Genomic DNA, 16,374 nt, shown 5'->3' with positions numbered 1-16,374 from the left:
TAAAATTAAACAAACTAAAATAATCACAATGTAATGAATCGGTTTTAATTTCGTGTTTTCATCATCCATTTTTTATCACCATATCAAATACTATTTATTTTTATATAATTATTGTGATATATGTCGATGTAATTTTTAAGAATATTATCCGTTTATTTTTATTCACTTGATATTGATATTTTTTTAAAAAATTTAAAAAATATCAAATATCTTACTTGTTTTACTATTAATGGTTGTTAAGAACAGGAGAATATCTGTATGGGAACGAATGACTCGGAAAAATTAAAAAAGCACAATCCGCTTGATTCTCTCAGGCCCAAAGATCATATTGTTGTTACCGAACTTTCAACAATTAAACCTAAATTTTTCATAAAATTTATGGAAAAATTAAAAAACAGAAATTAAAAACAAAAATTAAAAACAGAAATAAAATCAGACAATAAGAAAAACAAAAAAATTAAATAAAAAGTTGTGAAGCCAAAAACTTCACTTCTTATTTTCTTTCGCCGCTTTCACCAATGCCGTGAAAATCGGCTCGGCGCGCTGTGGTCTGGATTTAAACTGCGGGTGATACAAAGTGCCGATGAAGAATTTTTTATCGGGCAGCTCCACAATTTGTTTGGCACCGTTGATGTCGCCTGAAAAGACGAGACCTTTTTCTTCAAGAATTTTCACATATTCATTGTTGATTTCATATCTGTTTCTGAAACGTTCGGAAATCGCATCTTTGCCGTAAATCTTTCTGGCAAGCGTTCCGTCTTTGACGGCCACTTCATATTCGCCGACTTTCATGATTCCGCGGAATCCTGAAATGTCGCTTTCTTTAGAGGTGACGTCAATAACGGGGTATTCTGTTTTTTCGTCCAATTCTGTCGTATTGGCGTCTTTCAGACCGGCAACGTTTCTTGCGAAATCAATGATTGCCGCCTGCATTCCGAAGCCGATTCCGAGGAACGGGATATCATTTTCACGTGCAAATGTCACGGTTTGGAAAATGCCGTCGGAACCTCTTTCGCCGAATGCGCCCGGAACGATGATGCCGTCATATTCTTTCAGACTTTCCAAAAGGGATTTGTCGGATTCGATTTTTTCCGAACCGATCAAATCAATGGAAGCTTTAATGCCGGCTGCGGTGGAACCGTGTTTGACGGCTTCAAAAATACTGATGTAAGAGTCGGGAAGATCGGTGTATTTGCCGACCATTGCCAAACGGACGGCTTCGGAGTCCGGCTGTTTTGCAACTTCTTTCATTTTGTCAACCATTTCATCCCAGTCGGCCGCCGGCGGATTTTCGGGAGCCGCGAGATTCAAAGATTGAATGAGATGATCCGTTAATCCCTGATTGTCCAAATTTTTCGGGATTTCGTATAAATTTTCTGCCGTAAAGGCGCTGATTACACATTCTTCGGGAACGTCGCAGAAAAGGGAAATCTTTTCTTTTGTTTCTTTTTTCAGCGGGAGTGCCGACCGGCCGACAATATAGTCCGGAGACAAACCGAGCGTTCTCATTTCTTTAACGGAGTGCTGTGTCGGTTTTGTTTTCTGTTCGCCCTGCGTGTCGTCAAAGAAAAGCGTGACATGAACAAATTTCATATTTCCCTGCGGTTCTTCGGTTTTCATCTGGCGGATGGCTTCCATGTAAAACATACTTTCGTAGTCGCCGACCGTTCCGCCGATTTCAATCAAACAAACATCGGCACCGCTTCTCTTGGCGGCTGTTCTGAGTTTGTGCTTGATTTCATTTGTGATATGCGGAATAATCTGAACGGTTTTTCCGAGGAATTCGCCGCGGCGCTCGCGATCTAAAACAGTTGAATAAACATTGCCGGTCGTAATGTCGTGGTCGGCCGTTAAGTCAACATCCAAAAAACGCTCATAGTTGCCGAGGTCCAAATCAACTTCGCCGCCGTCATTGAGAACGCAGATTTCACCGTGTTGAAGCGGCGTCATGATTCCCGCGTTGACATTCAAATAAGGATCAATTTTGATCGCCGTTACTTTGTACCCTCTGTTTTTCAGGTTTCTTCCGATTGAAGCCGTCGTAATGCCTTTTCCGAGACCGCTGATCACTCCGCCCGTAACAACAATATATTTCATATTTTGAATTCCTGCCTTAAAATTGATCCTGATTTCATGGATTCGATCCATTTTAGTTATTTTTGAATTAATAATTAATTACCCTAATTAATATTTAACGCGTTTGACCTGACAATTGTTTTTAATCGAACAATTTCAGCATGTCAATTCAAGCTGAAAATTGTCTTATGCTAACTTAAATTTAAAGATATTAAAAAAGAAGTATAAATAGTTGATGTTGTCCCCTGTTTAAAAAAAGCATCCGAAGAATTCGTCCCCCTTTTTGATTTATTTTCAAATTTTGTCTGTTCGCGCGCGCGCGGGCGGCGGCAAAAACAGGCCGGCCGGCTGAAAATGAACAATAAAAGAAAAATAACGGAAAATAACGGAAAAATAAAACGGAATAAATGAAACGGAATAAATGAAACGGAATAAATGAAACGGAATAAATGAAACGAAATAAATGAACGAAATAAATGAAAAATAAAAACTGAAGAAGAATGAAACGGAAATCAGACGAAGCAAAGAGAATCAAAAAATAAAAGGAAAGCAAGAAAAAAATAAAAGAAAACAAAAAAACAGAAGAAAACAAAAAAACAGAAGAAAACAAAAAAACAGAAGAAAACAAAAAAATAGAAGAAAACAGAAAAAAAGGCAAAAGAAAAATAACTCAAAATGAAATAAAAACGGAACCAAAAATAAAAAGAAAACAAGGAATTGTTTTCCTTGTTTTATTGACTTTGTTAAATTTTCATCAACACGATAAAATCAGAATTTCATGGACGGCGAAAAAGCGTTGAAGCAATAATCGTCAAAGACTTCATCTTCAACTTCCGCCAATTTCTTTTTATAATCTTTTGATTTCGGGTCGTATTTTTTCATTTTTTCTTTCACTTCGGCGTTCATCTGGTCAAGAACTTTTTGACTGAACCCCTCTGTATTTTCTATTGTGAACATGGTTCATCATTTCTGTTAATTCATTTGATTTATTTCACTTATCCCCGCGTGAAATAAATCTCGGGAAATCTCTGCCGACAGGATCTCATGCCGTTTGTTCCATTGACGGCAATTTCCGCCAAAACAGCGGGGCAGAGGAATTAAATCTCAATTCATATCATAATAAAATGAATTCAGGGTGAACGTTTTCGTTCAGCGGTTAGATATTTTCTTAATCAGATATATATTTGCTGATAACGCCGGTAAACAAAAATGAAAAACCGATTGAAACGGATACGGCCGATTCTTTCAGCCGGTCATTTCAATTTCAGAAATTGTGATTCATTTTTTAAAACAATCTCCAACGTTCCGTTGTATTCCTGAACGGTTCCCTGAATTCCGACAAAATCATTAACGTTGATTTTTTGGCTGACCGAAGCGGCGCCGACGGATTTGGAAACAAAAACCATTAAAATCGTCCGGTCGCTGCATTCGATATTGACAATCAGATGTTCGCCTTGATACGTTGATCTTTTGCTGAGAACGGTTCCTTCAACGTAAACCGTTTTTCCGATGTCGTCTGCGGTCGGAATAACCGGCGCGCCGCCCGAAAATTGGCCCGAATCGTTTGAAACAACGGCATAAAGCAAAAAAACAGTTGAGAACGCCATTACAAATAAAATAAAGACAAGTTTGTATTCTGTTTTCATAAAATCACCATATATTCCGATTCAGTGACGACACATATATTTTTTGAAATTTTTGAAAACAAAAAATTTATAACGGCGGTTTTGTCAAATTTATGACAAAAAACGGCCACATTATAAAAAATTTTGAACACCGTTTTGTCATGATTATTCAATGAATCTTTATTTTTAATAATTATAAAACTTCATAAATTCGATATTGGTGTGTCTGTTTTTCATTCCATTTTTTAGAATGTCTGTTTTTGGAAATATTACTTGTATGCATATTTCAGAACCACAAATATTATATATTTGCGAATTTTTCAATTAATTGTTAACGGGATTGGATGCCGATTGCTTTTGATTTTGGATCTGTCTTGTATAAATCCGTAAATGAATCATCTGCAGGCGGGCAAATACAGGTTTCATTCAGCTTCATTCAGCTTCATTCAATCCGAAAACACAACCTGACTTTTCGGTTTGCTGTCCGTTTGAATTAAAATATTGAATCATCATTCAAACGGAGGCCGCCGAAAATTTGTATCGATGACGAATACGATTTTGTTCCAATATTGTAATTTTTTATAAAAGGTGAAAATTTTTGGCAATAGACAGCGGCTCAACGGCTTTTGTACTTATCTGCATCGCACTCGTAACACTTATGGTTCCCGCGCTCGGTCTGTTTTACGGCGGCCTGGTCCGGAAGAAAAATATTATTTCAATGGTTTTTTTAAGTTTCCTCGCGCTTTCAATTGCCAGTATCCAGTGGGTTCTCGTCGGCTATTCGCTGGCGTTCGGGCCCGACATCGCCGGTCTCATCGGCGGCTTGGATTATGTCGGCCTCATCGGAATCGGCCTTGACGATACTCTTGTTGAAGGCATTCCCGATCTTCTTTTCATTGCTTTTCAGATGATTTTTGCAGGTCTTTCTCTTGCGATTATCACATCCGGTTTTGCCGAACGCGTTAAACTCGGCGCATTCATCCTTTTCGGCCTTCTTTGGACGACACTTGTTTATGATCCGCTCGCGCACTGGGCGTGGGGCGGCGGCTGGGCACACGCGCTCGGCGCATTGGACTTTGCCGGCGGAACAGTGGTTCACATCAGCGCAGGTTTCGGTGCGCTTGCGGCAGCGTTCGTCATCGGCAAACGCTCCGGATTCGGCGAGGCGAGAATGGTGTCGGCCCCGCAGAACATTCCGCTCACACTTCTCGGCGCGGGTCTTTTATGGGTCGGCTGGTTCGGCTTTAACGGCGGTTCGGCTTTGGCCGCCGACGGTATTGCAGCGCTTGCCGTCATGAACACGGCGCTTGCCGCGGCTGCCGGTGCGCTGGTCTGGATGGCCGTCAGCTCAGTCAAAGGAAAGCCGAGTGCTGTCGGGCTGGTGTCGGGCGCTTTGGCAGGTCTTGTCGGCATTACGCCGGCTGCCGGCTATGTTGAAGTTTTTCCCGCAATTCTCATCGGCGGCGTTGCTTCTGTCGTTTGTTATTATGCGCTTCTTTTCCGCGTTAAAAAAGGCTGGGACGAAAGTTTGGACGCCTGGGCGATTCACGGTGTCGGCGGCCTTTGGGGAGCCGTTGCGACCGGCATTTTTGCCTCTTCCGCGCTTGCCGGTGTCGGCGGCCTGATTGAAGGCAACGTCATGCAGTTTGCCGTCAACGCGGGAGATGCGGTCATTGCCGTTGTTTTCTCGTTCGCTGTCACTTACGTCATTGCGCTTTTTGTCAAGAAAGTAACGGGACTGCGTGTTTCCGAAATCGAAGAAGAGCTCGGCCTGGATATTTCAAATCACGGGGAACGCGCTTAATGAAAACGATGACAGAATGTCGAATCTAATTGAATTAATAATCGAATAATAATCGAAAACAAATTGGAAAAAAACCGAAACAAATTGAAAAAAATCGAAAAAAATGAGAAATGAATTCAGAAATAAATTCAAAATCTGAAAAATTCAATATCAGGAGAAATAAGTATGAAAATGATTATGGCAGTCATCCGCCCCGAAAAATTTGACGCTGTCAAGCAGGCGCTGGCGGATAAAGGCTATTTCGGCATGACCGTAACAGATGTTTCCGGGCGCGGCGAACAGAGAGGCGTCTGTCTTCAGTACCGCGGAAGACCAATCAACGTCGATGTGATTCAAAAAACGGAAATTCAGCTCACCACCTGCGATGAAAAAGCGGACGAAGTGATTGAAATTATCCGGACAACCGCCTGTTCCGGCAAAATCGGAGACGGACGTATCTTTGTTGTTCCGGTCGAAAAAGCAATTACAATTCGGACGGGCGAAGTTTTCTATTAATTTTTAAGATTGAATTTTTCAATTAATTGCACTCATCTGCAATTAATTGATATTTAATTTTTTAATTCGAATTTAAATTCATTCTGTATTAATTTTGTATTAATTTTTTAAGTTAAATTCAAATTCACTAATTTTGCATTTGATTTTTATCTGATTTTTATCTGATTAATTCTTATCAAATGCTCTTCTCTTATTATTTTACGCAAATTTATATACATTTGATCCTATTATTCCATATATGCCCAAATGTTTGCTTTTGAATGGTGAATATGACAATCCTGCTTATCTTGAAGACATTCTTCATAACGGCTTTCAGCAGCGTATTCTTAATCTTGAGGCGGATTCCGGCGGCACTGAAACAGCCGTTCTTGTCCGCCGCCTTGCAGACTGCTCTTCGGGTGAAAATCTGGACCCTTCTGTTCAGAAAGCCGTTTTGTACGTTCACGGTTTCAACGACTACTTTTTCCAAAAGGAAGCGGCTTATTTTTTCAACGAGAAAGGATACAATTTTTACGGGCTGGACCTTCGCAAATGCGGCCGCTCCGCTTCTTCCTGCCAAAAGTTTGACGGCATCGGAGACATGCGCATTTATCATGAAGAAATATTGGAAGTCCTGAAAATCATCTATCTGGAAGGCAATCAGGATGTCGTTTTGTTCGGGCATTCCTTAGGCGGTCTGATTCTGACGCTCTTTGCAAAAGATTATTCCGATGAAAACCTTTTTGACGGCTTGATTCTGAACAGCCCGTTTTACAGCTTCAATACGGTCCGAACAAAAAAGACATGGCTGACTCTTGCTTCTCATTTGGCACGCATCATGCCGGATGTTGAAATCAGCACGTCGTTTTCCGAGGAATACGGCAAAAGCCTTCACAAAGACAGCCGCGGCGAATGGAACTACAATTTGAATTGGAAGCCGCATCGCGCCCCGAAAATTCCATTGAGCTGGCTTCGCGCGGCTTTTTCCGCGCACCGGGAGCTTTTAAACCGCTTTGAAGTGAAAAAACCCGTCTTGGTGATGTGTTCGGGAGAATCTTTAATCGATCTGACGGAACGGAAAAAAATTCATTTATCGGACATTGTTTCAGATGTCCGCGATATTTCCGCGGTATCCGACAACATCGACGGCGAAATCGATTTCGTCCAATTTGACGGCGGCGTTTACGATTTGCTTTTGTCGGATGAAAAAGTCCGCAAAGAAGTTTATGAAACCATCTTCGGCTGGCTTTTAAAGAATGATTTTCTTTAATCCCGGCTGTTTTTGAATTTTATTTTTATTTTTTATTTCGCTTTTATTTTTTATTTCATTTAAACGAAATTCATTTTTTAGCTTCCGAATCTTGAATTTTTTAAAAAACCGTTTTGCTGTTTATTTTTATGTTCTATTCATTTTTGTGTTCTGCTTTCTCTTTTCTTAAAAAGACGACAAGAAATATAAACACGCAAGCGGTTTTATCAAACAGAATTATTTTTTGATTCATTTCTTTTTTTAAACAGGTATGATTATCATGAATCTTGTCCGAAAATGCAGAAAATGCGGCAATTGGATTTACATCATCGAAAAAGAAGTCGGTGATTTAATCAAATGCGGCCGCTGCGGAGAAGATCATCATCTTTCAAAAACGCTGTCCGATAAAATCGTTCTGACAAGAATCTGATTTCAGCCGTTTTTGGTTTTTATGAAATATTTCTGAAAAAAAGAAAAAGAGAATGCAAGCAAGAAATTGCTGCATCCTGATTTTTACATTAAATGAAATTCTATTTTTGATTGCTGTTTTATTTGACAATCACAATTACGGCATCGTCGGCATGGAGAATTTCAATCTCGCGGCCGGCCGAAACCATTTCGCTTTTAATCTCAACAGCATCGGCGCCGAGCTCAATTTCTTCGCCGGCGACGGTGACCGTCACTTTTCCGGCTTCTTTCATTTCCGCAGCGGTTTGGGGCGGCAGCGCTTTAAGCGCCCCGATGACGGCACCGGCTTTGTCTCTGAACATCGGCCCGAGCATGCCCATGTTGGGTTTGACTTCGACCGGGACAGATTCAAATTCGGGCGCGCCTGCAATTAAGTCCGTCGGCGATGTCACGGTGTTGGAAATGTCTGCCGTGTCAACGTCCGCATTGTAAATTTCAATCTTTTTCAGCGGGGCGTTGAGCGCCATTTTATTGTCCGACTTGTAGCAGCGAATCGCGCCTGTAATGCCTTTGATTAATTCGCCTTTTGCTTCAGCGTCAGCGGGAATGCCGCCGACTTTTGCCGGCCAGTTTTGCTGATGAACACTGCCTTCGCCGAGTCTTGAATACATCTCTTCGGCAAGGAACGGCGTAAACGGCGCCAGCAGTTTGGACAATGTCGAAACAGCTGTAAAGAGCGTGAATCTGGCCGCGTTTTTGCCGTTTAAGTCGTCGCCGTACAAACGGCCTTTGACAAGCTCGATATAGTTGTCGGCCAAAGTGTCCCAGGCAAAAACACGAATCGCTTTAAACGCGTCGTCAAACTTGTAAGCTTCCATTGCGCCGGTCACTTCGTCAATCAGTTCGTTGAGCCTGAAGAGAAGCCAATAATCGGCCTGCTTCAATTGCGACACATCGAAAGAGACAGCATCCTGCTCGGAAAAACCGTCCATGTTGGAAAGTGAGAAGCGGTAAATGTTCCACAATTTCTGAATCAGCCTGGAGGCGGAAACAACATCGTTCCAGCGGAACATGACATCGGATCCGACACTGCCGCCGAGCGCGCCCCATTGACGGAAAGCATCGGCGCTGTGTTCGACCAAAACATCCTCGGGGGAAATGATATTTCCGAGGGATTTGCTCATCTTGTGACCGTCAGGGCCGAGCACCATGCCGTTAATCATAATCGTTTCCCACGGGATTTTATTTTCAATCGCTTCGGTTCGAAGAATCGTATAAAACGCCCATGTTCTGATAATATCGTGTCCCTGCGGCCGAAGCTGTGTCGGAACACGAAGTTCGTGCTCGCTGTCCCAGCCGCTTACGTGAAGGGCGGTCAGTGACGAGTCCATCCACGTGTCAAACACATCGGTTTCGCCGTGGAAATCATCGGCACCGCATTTCGGGCAGGCGACCGGCGGTTTTTCCTGTGTCGGGTCAATCGGCAGCCAGGAATCTTCGGCAACCAGCACTTCATTGCATTTGTTGCAGTACCAGACCGGAATCGGCGTTGCGAAAATACGCTGTCTGGAAATGCACCAGTCCCATTCCATCGTGTTCGTCCAGTTTTCGAGACGCACTTTCATGTATTCGGGAATCCATTCGATTTGGTCGGCGCCGGCCAAAATTTCTTCGGGCTTGACTTTGACGAACCACTGCATTTCGGAAAGGATTTCAATGGGCGTTTTGCAGCGCCAGCAGAGACCGACATTCTGATCCAAATCCTGCTGCTCGTAAAGGAATCCGCCGCATTTCAAATCTTCAATAATGTTGGCTTTGCATTCGGGAATGCTCATACCTTCATATTTGCCTGCAGCTGCCGTCATTTTTCCGTTTCTGTCGATGGCTTTTGTAATTTTCAAATTGTGCGTTTTGGTCCAGCGAATGTCCTGCTTGTCACCGAACGTACAAATCATAACGGCACCTGTTCCGAATTCCGCGTCAACATCGGCGTCGGCAATAATCGGCACTTTCTGTCCGAAAATCGGAACAACGAGTTCTTTGCCGACGAATTTTCCGTAACGGGCGTCATCGGGATTGACGGCAACGGCCGCGCAGGCGCAAAGAAGTTCGGGACGTGATGTCGCGATGTGAACTTTTTCATTTTCATCTTCGGCAAGCGCAAAATAAAGGAAATTGAGTTTTGATACGTTTGCCTTGTATTCGACTTCGGCAAGCGCGATTGCCGTCTCGCAGCGCGGGCACCAGTTGACCGGATGCTCTTCGTGATACACGTAATTCTTCTCATGCATTTTCAAGAATGAGCGCTGTGTTTTCACAAAATAAGACGGTTCCATTGTGATGAATTCGTTGCTCCAGTCATTGGAAAAACCGAGCCTCTTCATCGTGTCTCTCATTTTGATAATGTTTCCGTGCGTCATTTCTTCGCACATTTTTCTGAATTCCGCGCGCGGCACTTGATTCTTTGTGATTTTGTGCGTTTCTTCGACTTTCACTTCTGTCGGCAGTCCGTGGCAGTCCCATCCCTGCGGGAACATGACATTGAATCCGCGCATGCGCTTGTAGCGGGCGACGAAATCGATGTAGCACCAATTGAGTGAGTTGCCGATATGGAAATTGCCCGTCGGGTACGGCGGCGGCGTATCAATAATGTATTGCGGTCTCGTGCGGTCAGCCCAATCAAAATGATACATGGATAAATCCCATTCGTTCATCCATTTAATTTCAATTTCGGCGGCATTGTATTCTTTCGGAATTTCAGGGCCGGTCATAAAAATAAATCTCCTTTCTATTAAATATCAACATGTTGGTTGTTTTTGAAATAGAATGGTAAACACGATTGGGTTATAAAAAGGTTTTATTTCCGAAAAAATTTGTTTTATCGTTTTATTTTTTTATTGTTGTTTTTATTTTTATTTTTTTTATTTTTGTTTTTATTTTTATTTTTATTTTTTATTTTTGCATTCTTTATAATTCATATTTAAATTCGAATCCAAATTATTTAAAAACATTTTTACAGACAACGATTTCTTAGAAATTATGACAAATGACACGCCGGAAGATTTGTTTGAAAAAACAAAGGAACTCAGTTTGCTCACTTACGGTATCGAAGAAAAAAGAGAACAAAATCTTTTTGATCAGTCCGGGAAGATGCTGACTTCCATTTCAATTTTTACGGTGGCATTGTTGTCTTTTATTTCTCTTGAAAAAATCGGGTTTGATTCAAATCAAACAATTTCAATAATCGGCATGACATTTACACCTTTGATCTTCAGTTTTATTTTTGCGATTATCACTCAATGGAGATATGCTTATTAGAATTTGGGAAGTGCGGGAGAAATTGATAAAGCCTATAAGAAAAATGTGGGTGAAGAATCATCAGAGAATATATACTTGGGCTCATTGAATGATATTCATATTTGCAAAAGAGAGATGAACAACAAAAGAGTAAATTATTTAAGGCTGTCACTCATTTTGTTTTTAGCCGCTGTTTGTTCAGCTTGTTTAGCTGTCATTTACTTTTATTTAAAAAATAAACAATTGATTGGAGGAATTTGAACGAAAAACACAAAAAGAGATGAAAATTCATTTCCCACCGGAGATAAAACAGCAACGGGCACGGATTATTCAAAATTGAGCCCGCTCGTGATAATTCAAAATCCGTCTTTGTTTTCTTTGTTACGTTCAAAAAGAAGAAAACAGTAAATTTCGTTTTTATTTTTTAGTATTATTTTAGTTTTGAATTAATTTTCATACTCGATTATTAATTTTAAAAAAATCGGGCCATAATTTAAGTTTCTGATTGATCTTTTGTTATGACCCTTTTTCTAATAAATTATTTTTCTAATAAACTAAAATATTGTTCAATCTCTTTGAACATCTCCGCCGGTTGTTTTTCCTTCAATCAGCAAAACTTTTAATGCTTCGCGGCAGGCGGCAACGGCGGGTGCGCCGGATGTGATTGAAATGACTTCCATGGTTTCCATGATTTCATCTTTGGTCGCGCCGTTGTGAATGGCGCTTCTCATCTGTGACATCACGCAGGATTCGCATTGTTTCGAAGCGACAACGGCAAGTGCCATTAAGATTTTCATTTTTGCGGGCAGAACGCCGTCGGTCAAAAGTCTGCCGTCACAGCGTCCGTAACGGACAACAAAGTCTTCGTCAATTTCAGCCAGCGTTTCAAGAACATGGGGGGTAAATCCCATTTTTTCGCCGATGCTTTGCACGATTTCTTTTCCGGTTTGTTCTTCCATTTTTTTCCCTCTCTGTTAATATTTATTTGTCATTTTGTTTTATTAAAAAGTCCGATGATTTCTCACGGATTTTTATAAATATACATATGATAAATCCATCCGTTTTTATTTATATATTCCTGTTCCGAATTTGACATTTCCCGGGAATTGAATTGAATTAATATTGGAATTGAATTTTGGAATTGAAATTTTAATCTAAGCGCGAAAATGACATTTCCAAAGGTAACTTTTTTAAATAAAGGATTCTTTTCATAATCAATTGTATTGCCGCCGCTGTTTCACGTATTGAATTACGTCTTGAACTTCCGGTCCGGCAATTTTTTGAACTCTGGAATTTGTTTAAATTTAACATTTTTCGGTTTTTACACATCTTAAAAATCGTTTTATTGATGACGATTCAATTTATCATGTTTATTACTCATGATTCATGTTGATTTTTTCAAATCATAAAATAAAAAAATCATAAATGAAACAAACTCATTCGGGTTATGCATATGGCAAAAAAAATAAATCCAATGTTGGCAATTGTAGGCGGATTATTCGGCGTCCTTTTGCTTTTTTCAATTATCGCAGTCGTCCTTTATCCGGGACCGTCTGTTATGGAAGCCACCGACGGTGACACTGTTTCTGTTCACTATGTCGGAAAATATCAAAACGGCACTGTTTTTGACTCCAATACGGGCGAAGACGGCAGAGAACCTTTAAAATTCGTTTTGGGAAATCATGAAGTCATCCCCGGATTCGAAAACGCAGTCCACGGAATGAAAGTCCATCAATCCAAAACCGTGACAATCGCACCGGAAGACGCGTACCAGTACTACCCCGAGCTTGTCATGACATACGACAGAGCAGATGTTGTTGAAAGCCTCGGCGCTGTCCCCGCTGTCGGTGAAAAATTAATGATGATGACAACCACCGGTTCCGTCGTTGAAGGCACCGTCACCGAAGTTACGGAAACATCCATTACAATCGATTTCAACCGTGAAATCGCCGGCAAAACATTGGTTTTCGACATCACCGTCGTCAACATTGTTAAAGGCGAAATCGGCAGCCATTAATTTTAATCATTTCTAAAGCCGGCTTTCAGCCGGTTTTTTTTTGTTTTATTTTTCATCTGTTTTTTGCGTATATTGTTGCCGATTTTCGATTTTTTATGTTTTTCAAAACCGCAGGTTGGTTTTATTTTTTATTTTAAATTTGTGCCGTTCGCGCGCGGCAGGCAGTAGTGGCAGACAGCAGCAGACGGGCCGGCAAGTCAGCAACTGTATTTACGAAAAACAGTAAGGTAATCTGCAGCAAACGAAAACCTGACGGTAATCTGTGCCCACGCTCGCGTAGCGAGCGGATGTGATAAAAATGAGATGATGCATATGGAAATGCTGCCGCTCACAAAACGCATCATTCGCGGCAGTTGTTTTGATTTTCTATTTATTTTTCGAATTGAAACATCGTTTTTATTTAATGTTAAAGAAAAACGAACCCCGTTTTTATTTTTATTATTTTGCGGAAGAGGGGGTTCGGGTTTGAAAAGTTATGAAAAGGGATGTTTGGGTTTGCAGGTTTCGTTTGAATTAGGTTTGTTTGAATTAGGTTTCGTTTGAATTAGGTTTGTTTGAATTGTTTATTTGAATTAGAAATCATTCTTTTTGAAAAATCAATAAAAATCCAAATGATTTTAATTTATGACTGTCTAATGCTTGTCTAAACAGCCTTCAGGTTTTCGCCGGATTTCCGCCTTCCCGGATTTTCTCGGATTTTCCCGAATGCTCTGAAATTTAAGGTGATTCTTTGCAAACAACGACACAGCTTTTCATTTTGGTCTTTTTGGTTTATTGGGCCGTTATTTATCTGCTCAAAAAAAGAGGCATATTGGCCAAATACAATATTTCCACATTCGGCCCGATACTGATGATTGAAACAAACAAAGGTCTTCATCTGCTGGATAAAATCGCGCTCCCGAAACGATTTTGGCGCCTGTTTGCAAATATCGGCATCATCTTAATGTTTGCCGGCATGATTTTCATGTTTTCGCTTGTCGTTTTTTCAGACATTGCTCTTCTTCAGTCCGCGCTGGACGGCACGGTCATGGAGCCGAACGAATACACGGAAATCCAAAACATCTTTTTAATTCCCGGCGTCAATCAGTTTATCCCATTTGTCTGGGGCTTAATTGCTTTAATTGTCGCTGTTTTCATTCACGAAATGATGCACTCGGTGCTTGCCCGCGTCGAAGACATTCGCGTCCATTCCGTCGGATTGATTGTCGCGCTGTTCCCGATCGGCGGTTTTGCCAAAATCGATGAAAAAGAACTTTACGGCGACGAATTTGAAGATATTGAAGAATCCTTTGAAGATACCGGCGGCGATAATTTTGACGGCTTTGACGATATGACCGCATCCATTGAAGAAATTCGGGAACATGAGCGGCTGGAAAAGGAACGGCTCAAGGCCGAACAGCTGGAGGCCGAACGGCTGGAAACGGAACGGCTCAAAGCCGAGCAGCTGGAGGCCGAACGGCTGGAAACGGAACGTTTGGAAGCTGAGCAGCTGGAAACCGAACGCTTGGAATCTGAACAATTGAAAACCGAACGCTTGGAATCTGAACAGCCTGAAAGCAATCAAATGAAAAGCAAACAACTGGCCGAAAAGCGTCTTGAATACATGAAAAACGCTCCCGCCAAATCGGAGGCGCCCAAAGCCGCCACGAAAACACAGCGTTCGCGCATATTGGCGGCCGGCGTGATGGCCAACTTCTGCGTCGCGCTGATTGCGGCGGTTCTCTTCTTCGGACCCGTCATCGGGGCAATGGCGCCGATCGGCAATTTCCAAATCACGGATGCCGGCGACTCCGCCGTTCAGTCGGGTTTGACGCCGGAAATGGTTTTGGTTGAAATCAACGGCTATAAAGTGACGGATATTGATTCCGTGAATCGGGCTCTTTCGGAGACGGTTCCCGGGAATTCTGTTGCCGTACGCGCTTCTTATGATCGGGTGATTGAAAATTATACGATTCCGACAAATCCGGCGGCGGAAAATATCAATTACGCCGGTGTTTTAATCGCTTCCGTTGCCGACGAATCGCCGGCGGAAGCTGCCGGCTTGAAGCCGAATTCTTTGATTTTTAAAATCGACGGCGATTATGTCATTGATTCCGAACATTTTTCAAACACGATGTCTGAAAAAAAGCCGGGCGATACGGTCGTTTTTACGGTTCGGGAATATGACGGCAGCGGGGCTGAAACCGGGGTTGAAACAGGCGCCGAAATCGGTGCCGAAACCGGTGCTCGGGAAATTTCCGTCGTGCTCGGCGAGACGCCGAACAACGCGTCCAAAGCATATATCGGCATTTTTTATTCCCCGGGACCGCTGTACATCGGTCTTTTGGACATTTCGGTCGGCGAATTCAATGCCGGCGGTTACCTGGATTTCCTGAAGTCTCTGCCGTCTCTGCTTGTTTCCTTTGACATTTCCCAGCCGAAAGAATCTTTGACGACCATGATTTCCGCCTGGCTTCTTGTCATGATGATGCCTTTCTTAAGCATCCTCGGCGAAGGTTTCGGCGGCTTTACGGGGACCATGATGCAGTTCTTTGAGCCCGCCGGATGGGCCGAACCGCTCGGAATCGGCATCTTCTGGATTGCAAATCTCCTTTATTGGGTCGCCTGGCTGAACTTTTATGTCGGCCTTTTCAACTGCCTGCCGGCCATTCCCTTAGACGGCGGTCATTTGTTCAGAACTTATTTCGTCAAGATTGCCGAAAAATTGAAAATGGAGCCCAAAAAAGCGACGCGCCTCTCCTTCAGAGTCAGTTCTTATTTGACGGCTTTCATTTTCCTGTCGTTCATCCTTATGTTCATTTGGCCTCACATCAGCGGCTTCATCCTCGGCCTCTTTAAATGACCGAATGAACAAATTCGTTTAACTCAATTTCGAATCGGGCGTTTGCAAAAACTATAAAATCAAAGACACCGTCTTTGAGCCCGAAACTTCAAACAGGGCCTATAGGGTAGCGGATATCCTGACGGACTTCGAAACAAACAAATTGTGAAGGCATCCGTCGACTTGCGTTCGAGTCGCAATAGGCCCGTTTTTTCCTTTTTTTGTTTTCATTTTTGTTTTTCTTTTGGTTTGGTTTGATTTGGTTTGATTTGATTTTGTTCATCTCATTTTTGTTTAAATTATTCAAAAACCGATATTCGGTTTTGAGTGATTTTCAAAATTGTGCCGTTCGCGCGCGCCAAATGGCGGCGGCAGCAGGCAGAGAGCAGCGGCAGCAGACGGGCCGGCAAGTCTGCAACTGTATTGACGAAACCCTGAGGCAGCCGTACCAAACGGAAACCTGAAGGTAATCTGTGCAAACGGAAACCTGAAGGTAATCTGTGCCAAACGGAAACCTGAAGGTAATCTGTGCCAAACGGAAACCTGAAGGTAATCTGTGCCAAACGGAAACCTGAAGGTAATCTGTGCCAAACGGAAACCTGA

15 protein-coding genes and 1 tRNA gene are annotated in these 16,374 nt (G+C 42.2%); 10 read left to right on the top strand and 6 right to left on the bottom strand.

Features of this window, described 5'->3' with window-relative positions; all coding sequences use genetic code 11:
• Window positions 1–486: 486 nt before the first annotated feature.
• The 3 genes from MmiAt1_RS01165 to MmiAt1_RS01155 all read right to left on the bottom strand — a co-directional run bounded on the left by MmiAt1_RS01165 (window position 487) and on the right by MmiAt1_RS01155 (window position 3,722).
• A complete protein-coding gene (locus MmiAt1_RS01165) occupies window positions 487–2,097 on the bottom strand; it encodes a CTP synthase (protein ID WP_318785076.1) in 1,611 nt (536 codons plus the stop codon).
• 747 nt (window positions 2,098–2,844) lie between these two features.
• Window positions 2,845–3,033, bottom strand: coding sequence for a hypothetical protein (locus tag MmiAt1_RS01160; protein ID WP_318785075.1), 189 nt, complete (start codon window positions 3,031–3,033; stop codon window positions 2,845–2,847).
• 296 nt (window positions 3,034–3,329) lie between these two features.
• A complete protein-coding gene (locus MmiAt1_RS01155) occupies window positions 3,330–3,722 on the bottom strand; it encodes a hypothetical protein (protein WP_318785074.1) in 393 nt (130 codons plus the stop codon).
• Window positions 3,723–4,299: 577 nt separating this feature from the next.
• Between MmiAt1_RS01155 and MmiAt1_RS01150 the strand changes: the two genes are divergently transcribed.
• The 4 genes from MmiAt1_RS01150 (at window position 4,300) to MmiAt1_RS01135 (ending at window position 7,658) form a co-directional block, all read left to right on the top strand.
• Window positions 4,300–5,505, top strand: a complete 1,206-nt coding sequence (locus MmiAt1_RS01150) for an ammonium transporter (RefSeq protein WP_318785073.1) — start codon at window positions 4,300–4,302, stop codon at window positions 5,503–5,505.
• Between the two features lie 165 nt (window positions 5,506–5,670).
• Entirely contained in the window at window positions 5,671–6,000 is a 330-nt protein-coding gene (locus MmiAt1_RS01145; RefSeq protein ID WP_318785072.1) for a P-II family nitrogen regulator, read from the top strand.
• Window positions 6,001–6,256: 256 nt separating this feature from the next.
• Window positions 6,257–7,249: an alpha/beta hydrolase gene (locus tag MmiAt1_RS01140; RefSeq protein WP_318785071.1), complete on the top strand. Its 993-nt coding sequence runs from the start codon at window positions 6,257–6,259 to the stop codon at window positions 7,247–7,249.
• A 259-nt stretch (window positions 7,250–7,508) separates the two neighbouring features.
• Window positions 7,509–7,658 carry a hypothetical protein gene (locus MmiAt1_RS01135; protein ID WP_318785070.1) on the top strand — a complete coding sequence of 50 codons (150 nt, stop codon included), beginning with the start codon at window positions 7,509–7,511 and terminating at the stop codon, window positions 7,656–7,658.
• A gap of 118 nt (window positions 7,659–7,776) precedes the next feature.
• On the opposite strand, the gene MmiAt1_RS01130 is transcribed toward MmiAt1_RS01135, so the two are convergent.
• On the bottom strand, window positions 7,777–10,407 hold the full coding sequence (locus MmiAt1_RS01130) for a valine--tRNA ligase (protein ID WP_318785069.1): 2,631 nt from the start codon (window positions 10,405–10,407) through the stop codon (window positions 7,777–7,779).
• A gap of 268 nt (window positions 10,408–10,675) precedes the next feature.
• Here MmiAt1_RS01130 and MmiAt1_RS01125 point away from each other — a divergent pair, with 268 nt between their 5' ends.
• Both MmiAt1_RS01125 and MmiAt1_RS01120 read left to right on the top strand, forming a co-directional pair.
• Window positions 10,676–10,954, top strand: a complete 279-nt coding sequence (locus tag MmiAt1_RS01125) for a hypothetical protein (protein ID WP_318785068.1) — start codon at window positions 10,676–10,678, stop codon at window positions 10,952–10,954.
• A gap of 3 nt (window positions 10,955–10,957) precedes the next feature.
• Entirely contained in the window at window positions 10,958–11,194 is a 237-nt protein-coding gene (locus MmiAt1_RS01120) for a hypothetical protein (RefSeq protein ID WP_318785067.1), read from the top strand.
• Between the two features lie 305 nt (window positions 11,195–11,499).
• On the opposite strand, the gene MmiAt1_RS01115 is transcribed toward MmiAt1_RS01120, so the two are convergent.
• On the bottom strand, window positions 11,500–11,892 hold the full coding sequence (locus MmiAt1_RS01115) for a carboxymuconolactone decarboxylase family protein (protein WP_318785066.1): 393 nt from the start codon (window positions 11,890–11,892) through the stop codon (window positions 11,500–11,502).
• Between the two features lie 494 nt (window positions 11,893–12,386).
• Between MmiAt1_RS01115 and MmiAt1_RS01110 the strand changes: the two genes are divergently transcribed.
• The 4 genes from MmiAt1_RS01110 to MmiAt1_RS01095 all read left to right on the top strand — a co-directional run bounded on the left by MmiAt1_RS01110 (window position 12,387) and on the right by MmiAt1_RS01095 (window position 15,979).
• On the top strand, window positions 12,387–12,950 hold the full coding sequence (locus tag MmiAt1_RS01110; RefSeq protein ID WP_318785065.1) for an FKBP-type peptidyl-prolyl cis-trans isomerase: 564 nt from the start codon (window positions 12,387–12,389) through the stop codon (window positions 12,948–12,950).
• Between the two features lie 312 nt (window positions 12,951–13,262).
• The gene (locus MmiAt1_RS01105; RefSeq protein WP_318785064.1) at window positions 13,263–13,493 is read left to right on the top strand and encodes a hypothetical protein; all 231 of its coding nucleotides are present in this window, start codon (window positions 13,263–13,265) and stop codon (window positions 13,491–13,493) included.
• 187 nt (window positions 13,494–13,680) lie between these two features.
• Window positions 13,681–15,792, top strand: a complete 2,112-nt coding sequence (locus MmiAt1_RS01100) for a site-2 protease family protein (protein WP_318785063.1) — start codon at window positions 13,681–13,683, stop codon at window positions 15,790–15,792.
• A 95-nt stretch (window positions 15,793–15,887) separates the two neighbouring features.
• A tRNA-Arg gene (locus tag MmiAt1_RS01095) sits at window positions 15,888–15,979 on the top strand.
• 91 nt (window positions 15,980–16,070) lie between these two features.
• Here the strand turns inward: MmiAt1_RS01095 and MmiAt1_RS01090 are convergent.
• Window positions 16,071–16,374 (bottom strand): hypothetical protein (locus MmiAt1_RS01090; RefSeq protein ID WP_318785062.1); only part of this gene is annotated, 304 nt, incomplete at its 5' end.

Origin of the sequence: Methanimicrococcus hacksteinii (assembly GCF_032714515.1) — an archaeon.
In the GTDB taxonomy this organism is placed as follows: domain Archaea; phylum Halobacteriota; class Methanosarcinia; order Methanosarcinales; family Methanosarcinaceae; genus Methanimicrococcus; species Methanimicrococcus hacksteinii.
Note: the sequence above shows the minus strand (reverse complement) of the source record. Positions and strands in the feature narration are given on the sequence as shown.